This is a genomic window from Curtobacterium sp. C1 (genome assembly GCF_021049325.1).
GTDB lineage: Bacteria > Actinomycetota > Actinomycetes > Actinomycetales > Microbacteriaceae > Curtobacterium > Curtobacterium citreum.
The window spans coordinates 461,950-477,153 of the sequence record NZ_CP088076.1 but is presented as its reverse complement, the minus strand read 5'-3'; the positions used below and the strand labels follow the sequence as shown (position 1 = coordinate 477,153).

Genomic DNA, 15,204 nt, shown 5'->3' with positions numbered 1-15,204 from the left:
GTGCGTCAGTGACGCGGAGCCACCTTGGCGGTCGACTTCGAGGTCGCCGAACCGTCCTGGTAGCCCTTCGCCTTCGCGGTGACCTGCACCTGGAAGCGGTGCCCCTGGTCGGTCGTGCCGAGCGAGTAGCGCTCGCCGGTCGCACCCTTCACGGCCACGCCGTCACGGAGCCACTGGTAGGAGTACGTCACCTTCTTGCCGTCCCACGAGCCGTGCTGCGCGCGGAGCGTCTTGCCGACCTTCGGGTCGCCCGAGATCGTCACGGCGCTGCCCTTGCGGAGCGCGAGCGTCGGCGCGGTCTGCGCCGCCGCGAGCGTGTCCGCCTGGTCGCCCACCGCGTTGCCGAGGTGGAGCAGCAGGATGCGGGCGTTCGTGACGTCCGCGGGACGCGTGACCTGCAGCGAGCCCTGGTCCGCGAAGAGCACACCCGTGGTGGTGCCCTGCGCGAAGGTCAGCGCCGGCTTCGACGGGTCGTACGTGGCCGAGTCGGTCTCGTCGACGACGTAGGAGCCGCTCGTGGCGAGCGCCGGGGCGTACGCCGACTCGGTCAGGACCGAGTAGTCGAACGGACCGGTCGCGCCGATCGTCGAGGCCGACACCGTCAGGACCTTCACGGCGCTGTCGAACGTGTTCACGTCCTGCCCCGCCGTCCCGCCGCCCAGCGGCTGCGAGTCGACCGTCTTGCCCGTCGCGAGGTCGACCGTGGTGGCGAACGTGGCGTCGACCGTGGCCGACTTCGCGTCGTACACCAGGTAGTCCGGCTTCCCGTCGCGGTTCGTGTCGATCATGACCTCGACGTTGGTGACGGCGCCCGGGTTGGCGTCGGCACCGGCGGTCTGGACGCCGAACGCGAGCGTGTCGGACGCCTTGTCGTAGTTCGCACCGTAGGAGCGGATGTCCGCGGCCTGGAGCGACTGCTTCGCCGAACCGGCCGGGAACGACTCCTGCGGGTCCGTCCCACCGAGCACGAACGGCGCGACGACCGAGTGGTACCCGGTCACGGCGTCGCCCTGGTCGACCGCGCGCCCGGTGAGCGCGAGGTCCGCCGTGGTCTGCGTGCCCGAGAACGCGATGTCCTTGCCGTGCACCGCACTGACCGGCTTCGGGGCCACGTAGGCACCGAGGCGGAGCGGGTTGAGCGACTTGTCGGTCGGGGTGAAGGCCACGACACCCGACGCCGCGGCGACGAACTCACGCTGGTAGCCGGACTGCACCGACTCCTGCGTGGGGTCGATGACGCGACGGAGCTTCGTCGGGTCGGCGATCGTGAACGTCAGCTTGACCGTCGCGGTGCCGTGGGCCGGAGCCGTGACCCGCTTCGTGCTCAGCGTGAACGCGACGCCCGGCTGGTCCACCTGCGGCTGGTACGCCACGTCGTAGGTGTGCGGACGGCCGTCGGTGTTCTGGATCTGCAGCGTGCGGGACTCGGTCGTGGCACCGCTGACCTCGACGACACCGTACGAGGCGGTGACGAGCTGGTCGTTCTCGATGCTCCGGACCGTGGTGCCGGCGGTGACCGCCTGCAGCGCGTCGACGCGGCCGGTGCCCTGGCGGAGCAGCGTGGCCGTGCGGTCGCCCTGGCGGACGTCGTGCGTCGCGGTGTTCATCACGGCGGCCTTGACCTGCGGGGCGGTCCAGGACGGGTGCGACTGGAACGTCAGCGCGACGATGCCGGCCACGTGCGGGGTCGCCATCGAGGTACCGCTCATCGACATGCGGCCGTCACCGGTGCCGTTGGCCGCGGAGATCACGTTGACCCCGGGGCCGGCGACGTCGGGCTTGACGATGTCGTCGAACGATCCGTGGACGCCACGGCTGGTGAACGGTGCGAGCGTGTTCACGTTCGCCTGGTCGGTCGCCAGCTGGAAGCCCTTGAGCTCCTGTGCGAAGCGCACGTGCAGGGTCCCGGCCTGGGCAGCGGCCTGGAGGCTCGCCACGCTGTCCGACGTCAGCTCGGCTCCCGGGATGGTCGCGTTGCCCGCGATGCCGGAGTCGAAGCTCGTCACCGTGCCGGCCAGCAGGACGCCGACACCGCCGGCTGCCTGGACGTTGTTGAAGCGGACGCCCGAGCCGCACTCGAGTGCGCCGTCGGTCCACTTCAGCCAGACGACCTTGCCCTTCACCTTGGCGGCCTCGTCGGCGCTGAACGCCTGGCAGCCGTCGATGTTCGTCGACGGGACGACGACGTCGCCCTCGACCGGCAGGGTGCCCTGGTAGTTCTGCGAGTACTGCGCGCGGTAGGTGTTCGCGACGTCCGCGGGAGCGGTCGCCTGCACACCGTCGAAGAGCGACTGGCCGGTGGCGCTCGCGGCCACGGTCAGGGCGCCCTCGGCGTTCCCCGGCGAGCCACCGATGTCGGTGAAGTCGTCGGCGTTGCCCGAGGCGATGACCGGCAGGACACCGCGGGCGGTGAGCGCGTCGATCTTGGCGTTGTCGGGGTCGTCCGGCGCGCCGTAGTCGGAGCCGAGCGACAGGTTGAGGACGTTGATGTCCTTGCCCTCGGTCAGGGCCTTGCCGACCCAGTCGAGCGCGGCACCGGTCAGGTCGGTCGAGCCGCCGTCGTCACCGAACACCTTGAGGGCGTACAGCCCGGCCTGGGGCGCGGTGCCCGGGCCGACCCACATGTCCTGCACGGTCTGGTTCGTCAGCTTCGAGTAGTCGCCGCGGAAGGTCTTCTTGTCCGCCGTCAGACCGAAGCCCGCCGCGGTGCCCGCCACGTGCGTGCCGTGGTCGCCGCCCTTGCCGTCGATCGGGTTCGCGTCCGGCTTCGGGGTCGGGTCGTACGCCGCGCTCGAGGTGTCCGCGTTGTAGGTCGGACCGGCGAAGTCGTAGCCGCCGAGGTACTTCGAGCCGTCGTACCAGCTCGGGTCGGGGGCGTTCGTGCTCGCGAGGGCGGTCTGGTACGCGGCCGTGGTGCCGGGGCCGCCGAAGTCCGCCTGCGTGTAGTCGAGACCGGTGTCGAGCACGGCGATGTTCACGCCCTTGCCCGTCTTCCCGGTCTGCTGCCACGCGTCGAGCGCCCGCGTGTAGACGTCGCTCGCCGCGTTCTTCGGGCTGACGCCGTCCGCGCCCGGCTTCACCAGGTCGGGGTCGACGCCGCTCGGGGCCTGCGACGCATCGCCCGGTGCCGGGTCGACGATCTTCTTCGGGGTGAGCGGGATGATGCTCTCGACGTCGGAGCGCTCGGCGATGCTGCGGAGCGCGTCGACGTCGGCGACGACCGCGACGCCGGGCACCGTGTACTCGGTCGAGTACAGCTCGGTGGCCTTCGCGTCCGACTGCTTGACGGCGGCGCTGACCGCATCGACCGTCGACGCGATCGCCTGCACGCGCTGCTTCGCCTGCGTCGACTGGGTCTTCGACTTCGTCAGGTCGCCGCCCTTGGCCTTCGCGTCGACCGCGAGCGCACCCTCGCCGGTCGTCCGCACGAACGCGGCGATCGTCTTCGAGGGCTTCGCGTCGCGGAGCGGCTGCGCGAGCTTGAGGTCGGCCGACGACAGCCCGCTCGGGGCGGCGTTCGCGGCGCCGCCGACGGCGAGTCCGCCGCACGTCAGGGCCACGGCGGCGACGCCGGCGGTCAGGACGCGGGTGAGTCGGCGGTGCCGGGTGGGGGTGGTGGGGTCTGTCTGATCTGGTGTTGCACGGTTCGGTGTAGCTCTGGTCACAGGGCGCACTCCTCGGGTTCCGTCCGTGGTGGGAATTCCTGTGAAGTTATGCGGTCGTTCACAGGCACCGCAGTCGGCACTTCGGGGGACTGGCCCCCGTCCGGGGGTACACGATCTGTGAACTTGCACACTGCTGTGCACGATCGTACGATGGTCGCCGTGACCACCGCAGACCAGCCCGTGCGCGCCCCCCGGCGTGACGCGACCGAGAACCGCGCCGCCCTGATAGAGGCCGCGAAGACCGTCCTGCAGCAGGACCCGGACGCGTCGCTCGAGACCATCGCGAGTGCCGCCGGACTGTCCCGCCGTGCGGTCTACGGACACTTCCCGTCGCGGGACGACCTGGTCCGCGAGCTCGTCACCGCCGGGGCCGCGCGGATCGCCGCCGCCATGCCGACGACCTCGGACCTCGGGGTGCTGCCGCCGGCGTCGCGCCTCGCCGTGATCGCGGTCGCGCTCTGGTCCGAGGTGTCGCACGTCCGCTCGATGGCCCGGATCGCCGTGCGCTCGCCGTTCGCCGAGTCCGTGGCCGAGGTCTTCGCGCCCCTGCGGGCCCAGGTGCGCGAGGCGTGCACGCTCGGGATCGCCGAGGGCTCGATGCGCGACGACGTCGACCCCGCCACGCTCGCCCGGCTGGTCGAGGGCGCGTGCATCACCGTCCTCGACGAGGCCACCCGCTCGGGCACCACCGACGAGGCCGGCCGGCGCATGGTCGTGCTGTCGGCCCTCGGCACCGCCGGGATCGACTGGCGGACGGCCCTGCTGTCCGAGCCGGTCGCCCCCGTGTCCCCCACCACCACGACCACCACCCCGGAGGCCCGCGCATGACGACGCTCGAACTCGACCACGTCGGCATCGGCGAGGAGCCCGGCGCGGCGCTGCCCGTCGTGTCCGCCGTCGCCGGACCCGGGCGCCCCGGGGTCGTCGCCGTCGAGACCGAACAGGCACCCGTGCTCGCGTCGCTCGTCGCCGGCGGCCGGATGCAGCCCGAGACCGGACGGGTGCTGCTCGACGGACGACCGGACGCGGGGGCGGTGCGCACGGCGTTCGCGCTCGTGGACACCCCCGGGGTCGCCGAGCCGTTCCCGGTGCTCACGCTGACCCAGGTCGTGCGCGAGGAGCTCGCGTTCGCCGGGCAGCGGCCCTCCCGCCACCACGTCGACACCGTGCTCGACGAGCTCGGGATGCGGGAGTACGCCGACACCGCCGTGCAGCGGGTCCCGACGGGCGTGCGGATGCGGCTGCTGGTCGAGCTCGCGCTGCTGCGGGACGGGGTGACGGGCATCGTGCTCACCACCCCCGAGCGGCACGGGGGCGCCGTGGCGGAGTGGTTCGCGGTGGTGCGCGACGTCGCCCGCCGCGGCGTGACCGTCGTCGTCGTGACCTCCAAGGCGGCCGCGGCGACCGTCGAGCAGCTGCTCGACACCATCGGGACGGACACCGTGTCCGACCCGCACCAGACCGAGGGTCCCGACGACGTGACCGTGACCGACGGAGGCCCCACGAGCCTCCCGGCCGACACCGACCACCTGCCCACGGAGGCGACAGCGTGACCATCCCCTCGCTCATCCGCGCCGAACTCGCGCGGCTCACCGCGACCCCGCTCGCGCGCCTGGCGTTCATCGCCCTGATGATCGTGCCGCTGCTCTACGGCGGCGCGTACCTGTGGGCCAACCGCGACCCGTACGCCAAGCTCGACCAGGTCCCGGCCGCGATCGTCGACCAGGACGCCGGCGCGACCCTGGACGGCGAGCGCGTCGACTACGGCAAGGACGTCACGAAGCAGGCACTGGACGGCGCCGACTTCAAGTGGACCGAGACCTCCGCGGCCGACGCACGCTCCGGCGTGCGGAACGGCACCTACGACTTCGTCGTGACCATCCCGCACGACTTCTCGGAGTCGCTCGTGTCGGCGCAGGGCGACGATCCGAAGCGTGCCGAACTCGTCATGACGACGGCGGACACGAACTCCTACCTGGCGTCCACCATCGCGGAGCAGGCCGGCAAGACCATGCGCACCGCCGTGGCGGAGCGGGTCGGCAAGCAGGCGGCGAAGACCCTGCTCGTCGGGCTCGCGGACGTGCGGGACAGCCTCGGCGACGCCGTCGACGGGGCGGGGCAGCTCGCGTCGGGGGCCACCTCGGCCGCCGACGGTGCCCGGCAGCTCGCGTCCGGGACGGACCAGCTGTCGGCAGGGGCGTCGCAGCTCGCGTCGGGGACGGCCGAGCTGCCGTCGCAGACGCGGCAGCTCGCGGACGGGGCCGGTCAGGTCGCGTCCGGGGCGTCGTCGCTGGCGTCGGGGCTCGCCGACGCGCAGCGGCAGACGGCGGACCTGCCGGCGCAGACGCAGCAGCTCGCCGGCGGTGCGAAGCAGGTGTCGGACAACCTGACGGCGTTGACCGCCGAGACCGACCCGGCGCTCCAGGCGCTGCAGACCGCGTCGCCGGACACCGTCACGGCGGCGATCACCCAGGCCGCCGCCGACCGCGGGGTCACCCTGACGCCGGAGCAGCAGGCCGTGGTCGCCGCGACCGTGCAGGCCCAGCTGCAGGACGAGAAGACGCAGCAGCAGCTCGCCGACGCGAAGGCCGCGCTGCAGGGGCTCGACCAGCTCCGCGACGGGTCGCAGCAGGTGACGGACGGGGCCGCGCAGCTCGCCGCCGCCGCACCGACGCTGTCGAACGGGATCGCGTCCGCCGCGTCCGGGGCGTCGCAGCTGTCGACCGGCGCGTCGCAGGTCTCGGCCGGTACGTCGAAGCTCGCCGACGCCGCGCCCACGCTGTCCTCGGGTGCGTCGTCGCTCGCCTCCGGTGCCGCGTCGGCCGCGTCCGGTGCGTCGTCGCTGTCGTCCGGGGTGGACCAACTCGAGAGCGGCTCGAAGGAGCTCGCGTCGAAGCTCGACCAGGGGCGCACGAAGATCCCGGCGTCCACGGCGTCCCAGCGGAACGCGCAGGCATCGGTCATCTCGGACCCCGTGAAGGTCGGTGACGACAACGTGGCCGCCGCGTCGAACTACGGGGCCGGCCTCGCGCCGTTCTTCATCTCGCTCGCGGCCTGGATCGGCATGTACGCGCTGTTCCTGATCCTCAAGCCGATCTCGAAGCGGGCGATCACAGCGGTGCGGAAGCCCCTGTCGGTGGTGCTCGGCGGCTGGCTGACGCCGGCGCTCCTCGGGGTGGTGCAGATGGCGGCGCTGTTCCTGATCGTGCGGTTCGCGCTCGACCTCGACGTGGTGCACGCCGGGTCGACGGTGGGCGTGATGGTCCTGGCCTCGGCGACGTTCGCGGCGATCATCATGGCGCTCAACGTGCTGCTCGGCTCGGTCGGTCAGTTCCTCGGGCTCGTGCTCATGCTCGTGCAGCTCGTAACCGCCGGTGGGACGTTCCCGTGGCAGACGCTGCCGGGGCCGTTGGCGGCGCTGCACTTCGCGCTGCCGATGACCTACTCGGTCGACGCCCTGCGGCAGACGATGTACGGCGGGTCGATGGGCGCGGTGTGGTCCGACGTCGGGGTGCTCGCGTGCTGGCTGCTCGGCGCACTGCTGGTGTCCCTCGTGGTGACGGCCCGGCAGACCCGCACGCGGACGCTGCGCGACCTGCGGCCGAGCCTGATCGGGTAGCGGGGGCCGGGCGGGGCGGCGCCGGGCGCCGGGCGCCGGGCGCTCCGCACAACGAGAAGCACGCCGCGCCGCGGAAGTCCGTGGCGCGGCGTGCTTCTCGTTGTGCGGGAGCACACCGAACCACCCCGACCCCGGGCCGGTCGCCGCCGGTGGGACGCCACCCCGCCCATGTCCTGACAACCGCGGAACGGCGCCCGGTACGATCGAGGGACACCACAGGAGGTCGACGGGGATCATGGGACACGGCACGCCCGCCAGCGCAGACGGCACGCCAGCGACGACGGAGCACAAGCCCGCCACCATCTACGACGTGGCCGCCCGTGCCGGGGTGTCGAAGTCCCTCGTCTCGCTCGTGCTGCAGCGTTCGCCCCGGGTCAGCGACCAGCGCCGGCAGGCGGTGCTCACGGCCATCCAGGAGCTCGACTACCGCCCCTCGACCGCCGCGGTCTCGCTCGCCGGCACCCGGAGCCGCACGATCGGCGTCGTGCTCGACGACTTCCGGAACCAGTGGTTCGTCGACCTGCTGACCGGCCTGCGCGAGTCGCTCCAGGACCAGGGCCACCGCCTGGTCGTCGCGGACCGGTTCCTCAACACGGGCCTGGACGCCTCGCCGGTCGAGGGCTTCCTCTCCATGCGCGTCGAGGGCATCGTCATCGCCGGCGAGCCCGACACCGACCTCGCGATCCCGGCGAGCATGCCCGTCGTGGTCGCCGGCGGTCGCGCGACCCTCCCCCGCGCCGACACCGTCGCGAACGACGACCGCGCCGGTGGCCGGATGGCGGCGGAGCACCTGCTGTCGCTCGGGCACACGCGCATCGGCTTCGTGGGTGCGAGCTCCGCCGCCTCCGCCGAGCGGCTCGCCGGCCTGCAGGAACGGGTCGACACCGCCCGAGCCGATGGCCCGCCCGACGCCGAAGTCGTCACGAGCGTCATGCGCGGCGAACCGACCGAGACCGCCGGCGCCGAGGCCGTCGGGCACCTGCTCGACGAGCACCCCGACGTCACGGCGGTGTTCGCCGCGAACGACGTCATGGCGCTCGGCGCGCTGTCCGCCCTGGCCGACCGGGGCCTGCGCGTCCCCGAGGACGTGTCCGTGATGGGCTACGACGACACCCCGCTCGCCGCGACCGCCTACGTGGCGCTGACGAGCATCGACGACCGGAGCGTGGAGATCGGCCGTGGCGCCGGGGAGCGGCTGCTCGCCCGCATCGCCGACCCGACCGCGCCGGCGCAGGAGACCCTCGTCGAGCCCCGCCTGGTCGCCCGCAGGACGACCGCACAACGCTAGCCGCGGCACTCGCCGCAGCGCGCCGCCCGCCTGGTCAGGAGGCCGGTGGCTCCGCGTGCTGCACGACCCACGCGTGCATGACGATCGCGGCCGCCGCCGAGGCGTTGATGCTCCGCGTCGACCCGAACTGCGTGATCTCGAGGTGCGCGTCCGCCCCCGAGACGGCCGCCTCGGTGAGCCCCGGTCCCTCCTGCCCGAACAGGAACACGCACCGCTCCGGGATCGCCGCCGTCTCGATGCGCTCGGCCCCCGGGGTGTTGTCGATCGCCACGACGGGTCGGCCCTCGTCGCGCATCGCCGCGAGGAACGCCTCGACGTCGGGGTGGTACCGCACGTGCTGGTACCGGTCGGTCACCATCGCCCCGCGCTTGTTCCACCGCCGCCGTCCGACGATGTGCACGGTCCCGGCGAGGAACGCGTTCGCGCTCCGCACGATCGACCCGATGTTCAGGTCGTGCTGCCAGTTCTCGATCGCGACGTCGAAGCCGTGCCGACGGGTGTCGAGCTCCGCGACGATCGCGTCCATCGACCAGTAGCGGAACCGGTCGACGACGTTCCGGGTGTCCCCGGCGGCGAGGAGCTCCGGGTCCAGCCGCGGGTCGTCCGGCCACGGCTCGGGGTGCGGTCCGACGCCGTTGGTGGTCGCCTCGTGCGTCGGCGGCAGTTCCGGCGCGTGGTCGCCCCGGTGCGCCGGTCCCGTCGACGGGACCACGGGGTCGGACGGGAGGCGCTCGGTCACGCGACCAGCGTACGGTGCGTGCCCCGCGCCTCCCGTCCGGCGACCGTCGTCACCGCCGGCCGGACGCGGTCAGTACCCCGTCGGGTACTCGACCGTCGGTGCGGACGCGGCGACCGCGACCAGCGCGATGACGAGGACCACGTACAGCAGGGTGATCACACCGCCGACGATGACGGCCGCGAGCGCGAGGCCGCGGCCGCCCTCGCCCCGCTTCCGGGTCTGCGACATCGCGACGAAGCCGAGGACGAACCCGACGATCGGCGCGACGAACGCCGCCACGAGGGCGATGATCGCGAGGGTGTTGGTGCGTGGCGGAGCAGCGGGCGCTGCTGCGTACGGCTGGTACTGGGACTGGGTCTGGGCGTTCTGTTCTGACACGGCCAACGAGCGTAGGGCGACGCGGATTTCGTTGCGAAGTGCCAACCTACGTCGTGCCCGGGCGCAGGAACTCCTCCGGGTCCTGCCCCTTGCCGGTCGCGGCGAAGATGCGCTTCCGGTCGCCGGGCCGGGCGGGGTCGTACAGCACCGTGACCACGTGGCCGAGCACCGGACCCTCGCCGTGCGCGAAGCCCTCGGTCCGCTCCACCCAGCGCCGGACGCCCTGCAGGTCGACGAACGTGAACGTCCACCGCAGCAGGGTGCGGGACGCGTCCGGGGTTGTCGCACCGCTGACGGCGGTGACCTCGCCCGTGGTCCGCCGGCCCTGCTGCAGCACGTCGGTCAGGCGTGCGCGGCGGCTCCCTCGGCCCAGGCGCGTGACGCCGCCGGCGGTGCAGGCCAGCACCGCGAGGAGCGTGACGAGGGCCGGCACCCACCAGACGGTCGCGTACCAGACCCAGTCACCGGCGCTCCAGGCCTCGTCGTGGCCGAACGTCGGGTCGACCGCGGTCCCGACCCGGTCCGGGGCGGGCCACTGCGTCTGCGTCGTCCACCACAGGAACGCCGCTGCCCCGACGAGCCAGAGCGGCAGCACGCCGATGCCCGCGACGTCGGTGGTGCGACCGGACCAGCGGTGGTTCCAGCGGGTGTAGACGGCGGCGGCGACGAGCGTGCCGACGACCGCGACGGGGGCGGCCCACGGGACGGTGTCGGGGTCGGGGCTGTCCGAGAACACGCTGTTCAGGTTCATCATCCGGAACACCAGGACGAACTGCCCGATGGCGGCGCCGCCGACCGCGCCGGCGACGGCGACGAGCAGGCCGCCGAGGACCGTCATCGCGAGGGCGAGGGGCGTGCGGCGGTGGCGGGCCTCGCGTTCGCGGCGGGCCTGCTGCGGGTCGACCGTGCTCACCGGTCGATGTCGGCGCTCGTGGAGCGGACGCGTGCCTCGATCCCGCTCAGCAGGATCTCGAGTCCCAGGTCGAACCGCTCGTCGTAGGAGTGCTCGCCGAGGATCTCGCCGACGAGCCGGTGCCGCTCCGGGCGCCCGGCGTCGGAGTCGCCCCGGCCGACCTGCACCCCGGCGTGCCCGACCACGAAGTCGTACACGACGAAGAACGCGTACATGGCGTCCCGCTCGCTCAGCCCGGCCTGCCGCAGGGCGCCGACGACCTTCGCCACGACGGCGTCGGACTCGGTCGAGGCGAGCGGGGCGCGCTGGCTGTGCGACTCGAGCACGAGTGGGTGCGTGTGCATGAGCTGCCGGAAGGTCCGGGCGAACACGCACACCACCTGGCGCCAGTCGTCCGGCCAGACGAAGGTCGCGGTGAACTCGTCGACGGTGCGGCGCACGAGCTCGGCGTGCAGGTCGTCCAGGCCACCGATGGTCCGGTGCACGGTCATCGGCGCGACGCCGAGGCGGGCGCCGAGGGCGCGGAAGGACAGGCGCTCGAGGCCCTCCTCGTTCGCGATGGCCGTCGCGGCGTCGACCACCTGGTCGCGGCTCAGGACGTTCGGCCGGCCGCGGCGGCGCGGCGCGGGCTCGTCGCCCGTCGACGTGTGTCCCTTGCTGGCCGCGGCGGGGCTGGCCGGGGCCTTGCCGGCCGTGGTGGAGCGGGGTGCGGCGCTGGGGGTGCCGGGGTCGACGAGCACGGAAGGGCCTCCTGATCCGGATCCGGTACGTGTACGGAAAAGCCTAGGGCAAAGCCGAACGCCGTTCGGTGTCCGGTCGGCCAGGACTCGGTGGCCGACCGGCTGGCGAGCGCTCCCGGTAGCCTGGGCGCATGGCGACCCGCGACGACGTCGAGTGCTGGCTGACCGACATGGACGGCGTGCTCGTCCACGAGAACCAGGCGCTGCCGGGCGCCCCCGAGCTCATCCAGCAGTGGCTCGACGAGGGCACCGAGTTCCTCGTCCTGACGAACAACTCGATCTTCACGCCGCGCGATCTCAGCGCGCGCCTGCGGAGCTCCGGCCTGCACGTGCCCGAGGAACGGATCTGGACGAGCGCGCTGGCGACGGCCGACTTCTGCCGCTCCCAGATGCCCGGCGGCTCGGCGTTCGTGATCGGCGAGGCCGGCATGACGACCGCCCTGCACGAGGCCGGGTTCATCATGACCGAGACCGCCCCGGACTACGTGGTGGTCGGCGAGACGCGGAACTACTCGTTCGAGGCGATCACCAAGGCCGTCCGGCTCATCCGCGACGGTGCCCGGTTCATCGTGACGAACCCGGACGCGACCGGCCCGTCGGCCGAGGGGGTCCTGCCGGCCACGGGTGCGATCGCCGCGATGATCGAGAAGGCCACCGGGAAGCAGCCGTACGTCGTGGGCAAGCCGAACCCGATGATGTTCCGGTCGGCGATGAACCGGATCGGGGCGCACTCCGAGAACACGGGGATGATCGGCGACCGGATGGACACCGACGTGCAGGCCGGCATCGAGGCGGGGCTGCACACCGTGCTCGTCCTGACCGGCATCAGCGACCAGGCCGAGATCGACCGCTACCCGTTCCGCCCGAGCGAGGTCATCACGGGCGTGCACGAGCTCGTCCGTCCCGAGCCCATCGAGGTCGAGATGTAGCGAGGGCCCCGCTCGCACTCCCGCGCCCGGCCCGCTGGCCTTCCGCAAGACGCAACGTCGGCGGTTCCTCGCAGCGACATTCCGCTGCGAGGAACCGCCACAGTTGCGTTTTGCGATCCCGGCCGACGCCCCCCGCCGCGCCCGCGCCTCACTCCACCGTGACGAGCGTGCCGAGCGGCAAGGCGTCCACCGCCGCCACCGCCTCGGCGGACAGCCGGACGCACCCGTGCGACACCGCACCCGAGGTCGTGGCGTTCCAGTGCAGCCCGATCAACCCGCCGTCGTGCCCGCCGTACGGCTCGTCGGCGGCGCTCGAGTGCAGCGAGGTGAGCTGGATCGGGTGGTCGCCGGTGCCCTGTGACGGGTCGACGTACCGCTGCTCCAGGTAGCCCGTGACCCCGGTCGGCGTCGGGGTGTCCGCCGTGCCGACGCCCGCGGCGAAGTGCTGCTGCACCGCACCGGTCGACGCCGAGACGATCGAGACGGACTGCTCCTCCGTCGAGATCACGACGCGCGAGGTCGGCGCCGGTGCCGCCGTCAGCACGGCCGCGGGCACCCACGCCGCGGTCTGCGCCGCGGCACCGCCGGCTCCGGCGGCCGAGGGCAGCTGCCGCCGCGCGGGCGTCAGCACGAGCTCCCACGGACCCTGCCGGCGCACACCGACGACCGTGGTCGGCTGCTGCAGGAAGTCGTCCTTCGCGAACCGCGCCACGGGGGCGGTCCGCGCGTCGCCGAACAGCGGGGCGTCGGCGGTCAGGTGGAACACGTCGACCGAGGTGGTCGTCCGGTCCCACGGGAGCAGTCCGCCGATCACGGCCGAGTACTGCGCCTCGGGCAGGGCTGCGAGCGCCGCGGCGTCGACGGACGGAACGCTCGGCACCGAGGACGCGGGCGCCGTGGCCGCGCGGGTGGTGCCGGCCGCGGGGGCGGGCCCGCCACCCACCAGGAGTGGGAGGGCGATCGCGGCCGCCGCGACGGCGGCGGCGACGCCGCCGACGGTGGTCCAGAGGGTGGTGCGCTGCACGGGGTGTCTCCCGGTTCGGAGGCGGCGGTGTGGGGGTGGTGGGGAGGACGGCCGGGAGGCGCGGTGCGGGCGGGCACCGCGCCTCCGGTCCGTCAGGGGGTGGGCGTCAGCCGCTGACGACGGGCAGGTGCACGCCGACCGGGACCGTGCCGGCTGCGCCGGCCGTCCCCGAGCCGCCGGTCGTGCCCGAGCCGCCGGCCGCCGCGGTCACCGTGATGCCGAGCGGCGACACGAGCGCCGAGGCACCCGAGGCGTCGACCAGGTCGAGCGTGTGCGATCCCGCTGCGGCCCCCGCGGGGATCGTCACGGAGCCGGTCGCGGTGCCGTCGGCGCCGACCGTGAGCGTGCCGACCGTCACCGGGTCGGAGTGCAGCACGACCTGCAGCGTGGCGCCGGCGGGCAGGCCGGTGCCGCGGAGGGCGATGGCGCTGCCGGCCTGGACGGTGGTGCCCTGCGGTGCGGTCAGCACGCCGGAGACGACGGTCGCCGTCCCACCGGTCGAGAGCACCTTCGCGCTGCCGTCGGCCTGGATCGCGACCGTGGCGCTCGTCGCTGCGGCGAGGTCGAGCCGCTCCCACGAGCCGTTCGCGGAGCCCGTCTGGTCGAGCGGGTAGCCCGAGTCGATCTCGGTCTGCGCGAGCACAGCGGTGCGCTGCGCGTCGGTCAGGGTCGGGAAGGCCGTGAGGAGCAGGTTCGACGCGCCGGCCGGCACCGAGGGGGCCTGGCCCGCGACGCCCGTGCGGGCGAAGCCGTAGGTGAGGCGCTCGTGGTAGACCGACACGGCCGATGCACGGTCGGTGACGACCTGCGCGGTGCCGCCGGGCATCGCCTGGCCGCCGTAGGGGTCGTCCGTGTAGGGCTTCTCGGCGGCGATGCAGGACGCGAGGGTCCCGCCGCACTGCGCCTCGAGGTACTGCACGAGCTCGGCACGTGCGGGCTCGAGGACCTGCGTGCGGTACTGCGTGTCCGACCAGCGGGTGGCGAGGGCGGCCTCGCCGTCGATGCGTCCGCCCATGATGTCGAGCGGGTAGTGCACGCCGAGGACGATGCGGTCGTTGCCGGCCTCCGAGGTGCGGGCGAGGATCTCCGGTGCGAGCTCGGGGACGAGCGTGGCGAGGGTGATGCCGGCCTGGTACGCCGTGGTGGTGTGCCCGGACGGGTACGAGCCGCCCGTGCAGATGCCCTTCTGGCCGTAGCCGGCGTCGAGCACGACGTCGTTCGGCGAGAACTCGTGCGTGGTGTCCGTCGTGGCGGGCACGCGCGTGATCGTGAGGTTGCCCTTCGCGTCCGCCCACGCCTTGCCGGTGCGGTTCGCGGCGAGCGACGACGCGTTCACGGTCGCCGGGTTGCAGTTCACCTGGTCGTCCCCGGCGGGCAGCGTCGCCGCGGGGTCGGACGGCAGGTAGGGCCGCGGGTAGCTGAAGTGCGCCTTGGCCGCTCCGGTGCCGACGTAGGCGCCGCTCGTGCCGTTCGAGGAGTTGATGAGGGCGTTCGTCAGCGGCAGCGAGCCGTCCAGGCGGCCCTTGACGAAGAGCTTGCCGAGCACGTCGCCGAGGCCCTGCGACACCGTGAACGACTGGTCGTACGCGGTGTTCGTCGCGTTGTTGTACTCGGCGTCCTGCAGCGCCGTGAACTGCTGCGCCTTCGTGGCGTGCTGATTGATCCAGCTCGTCAGCTCGTCGTTCTTCGCGAGCGTCGCACCGTCGTCGACGGTGCCGTGCAGGTTGTTCGTCCCCGTCGAGGTCCAGTACTGGTCGTAGCCGTTGAGCAGGCTGATCAGGTTCGGCGGGGTGGAGTCGCTCGGGTACGTCGTCGCGGCCTGGGCGACGAGCGGTGACCCGATCACGAGGGCGGTCGCGACCGTCGCGACGGTCACCCCGCGGAGTGCGGTTCTGCGCATGTGTGGTGG

The 15,204-nt window shown here is 73.2% G+C and carries 12 protein-coding genes; 5 read left to right on the top strand and 7 right to left on the bottom strand.

What is annotated here, in order from left to right; translation table 11 throughout:
- Positions 1-5: 5 nt before the first annotated feature.
- Positions 6-3,665 carry a S8 family peptidase gene (locus LQK89_RS02350; protein ID WP_231050040.1) on the bottom strand — a complete coding sequence of 1,220 codons (3,660 nt, stop codon included), beginning with the start codon at positions 3,663-3,665 and terminating at the stop codon, positions 6-8.
- A 159-nt stretch (positions 3,666-3,824) separates the two neighbouring features.
- Between LQK89_RS02350 and LQK89_RS02345 the strand changes: the two genes are divergently transcribed.
- The 4 genes from LQK89_RS02345 (at position 3,825) to LQK89_RS02330 (ending at position 8,572) form a co-directional block, all read left to right on the top strand.
- Positions 3,825-4,493, top strand: coding sequence for a TetR/AcrR family transcriptional regulator (locus tag LQK89_RS02345; RefSeq protein ID WP_144803010.1), 669 nt, complete (start codon positions 3,825-3,827; stop codon positions 4,491-4,493).
- Positions 4,490-5,218 carry a hypothetical protein gene (locus tag LQK89_RS02340; RefSeq protein ID WP_231050039.1) on the top strand — a complete coding sequence of 243 codons (729 nt, stop codon included), beginning with the start codon at positions 4,490-4,492 and terminating at the stop codon, positions 5,216-5,218. Before LQK89_RS02345 ends, LQK89_RS02340 begins: the two co-directional genes overlap by 4 nt.
- The gene (locus LQK89_RS02335) at positions 5,215-7,284 is read left to right on the top strand and encodes a YhgE/Pip domain-containing protein (RefSeq protein ID WP_174778951.1); all 2,070 of its coding nucleotides are present in this window, start codon (positions 5,215-5,217) and stop codon (positions 7,282-7,284) included. The genes LQK89_RS02340 and LQK89_RS02335 overlap by 4 nt, the downstream gene beginning before the upstream one ends.
- A 235-nt stretch (positions 7,285-7,519) precedes the next feature.
- Positions 7,520-8,572 carry a LacI family DNA-binding transcriptional regulator gene (locus tag LQK89_RS02330; RefSeq protein ID WP_231050038.1) on the top strand — a complete coding sequence of 351 codons (1,053 nt, stop codon included), beginning with the start codon at positions 7,520-7,522 and terminating at the stop codon, positions 8,570-8,572.
- Positions 8,573-8,606: 34 nt separating this feature from the next.
- Here the strand turns inward: LQK89_RS02330 and LQK89_RS02325 are convergent, their stop codons facing one another.
- The 4 genes from LQK89_RS02325 to LQK89_RS02310 all read right to left on the bottom strand — a co-directional run bounded on the left by LQK89_RS02325 (position 8,607) and on the right by LQK89_RS02310 (position 11,342).
- Entirely contained in the window at positions 8,607-9,284 is a 678-nt protein-coding gene (locus LQK89_RS02325) for a TrmH family RNA methyltransferase (protein WP_442874073.1), read from the bottom strand.
- A gap of 96 nt (positions 9,285-9,380) precedes the next feature.
- Positions 9,381-9,689: a DUF4190 domain-containing protein gene (locus LQK89_RS02320; protein WP_175325108.1), complete on the bottom strand. Its 309-nt coding sequence runs from the start codon at positions 9,687-9,689 to the stop codon at positions 9,381-9,383.
- A gap of 46 nt (positions 9,690-9,735) precedes the next feature.
- Positions 9,736-10,602 (bottom strand): DUF3592 domain-containing protein, encoded by an 867-nt coding sequence (locus LQK89_RS02315; protein WP_231050037.1) that lies wholly within the window; start codon positions 10,600-10,602, stop codon positions 9,736-9,738.
- The gene (locus LQK89_RS02310; RefSeq protein ID WP_231050036.1) at positions 10,599-11,342 is read right to left on the bottom strand and encodes a TetR/AcrR family transcriptional regulator C-terminal domain-containing protein; all 744 of its coding nucleotides are present in this window, start codon (positions 11,340-11,342) and stop codon (positions 10,599-10,601) included. The genes LQK89_RS02315 and LQK89_RS02310 overlap by 4 nt, the downstream gene beginning before the upstream one ends.
- A 131-nt stretch (positions 11,343-11,473) precedes the next feature.
- Here LQK89_RS02310 and LQK89_RS02305 point away from each other — a divergent pair, with 131 nt between their 5' ends.
- Positions 11,474-12,271, top strand: coding sequence for an HAD-IIA family hydrolase (locus LQK89_RS02305; protein ID WP_174778956.1), 798 nt, complete (start codon positions 11,474-11,476; stop codon positions 12,269-12,271).
- Positions 12,272-12,419: 148 nt separating this feature from the next.
- On the opposite strand, the gene LQK89_RS02300 is transcribed toward LQK89_RS02305, so the two are convergent.
- Positions 12,420-13,295, bottom strand: a complete 876-nt coding sequence (locus tag LQK89_RS02300; RefSeq protein ID WP_231050035.1) for a L,D-transpeptidase — start codon at positions 13,293-13,295, stop codon at positions 12,420-12,422.
- Positions 13,296-13,401: 106 nt separating this feature from the next.
- Complete coding sequence (locus LQK89_RS02295; RefSeq protein ID WP_231050034.1) at positions 13,402-15,195, bottom strand: phosphatase PAP2 family protein; 1,794 nt, start codon at positions 15,193-15,195, stop codon at positions 13,402-13,404.
- Positions 15,196-15,204 lie beyond the last annotated feature (9 nt).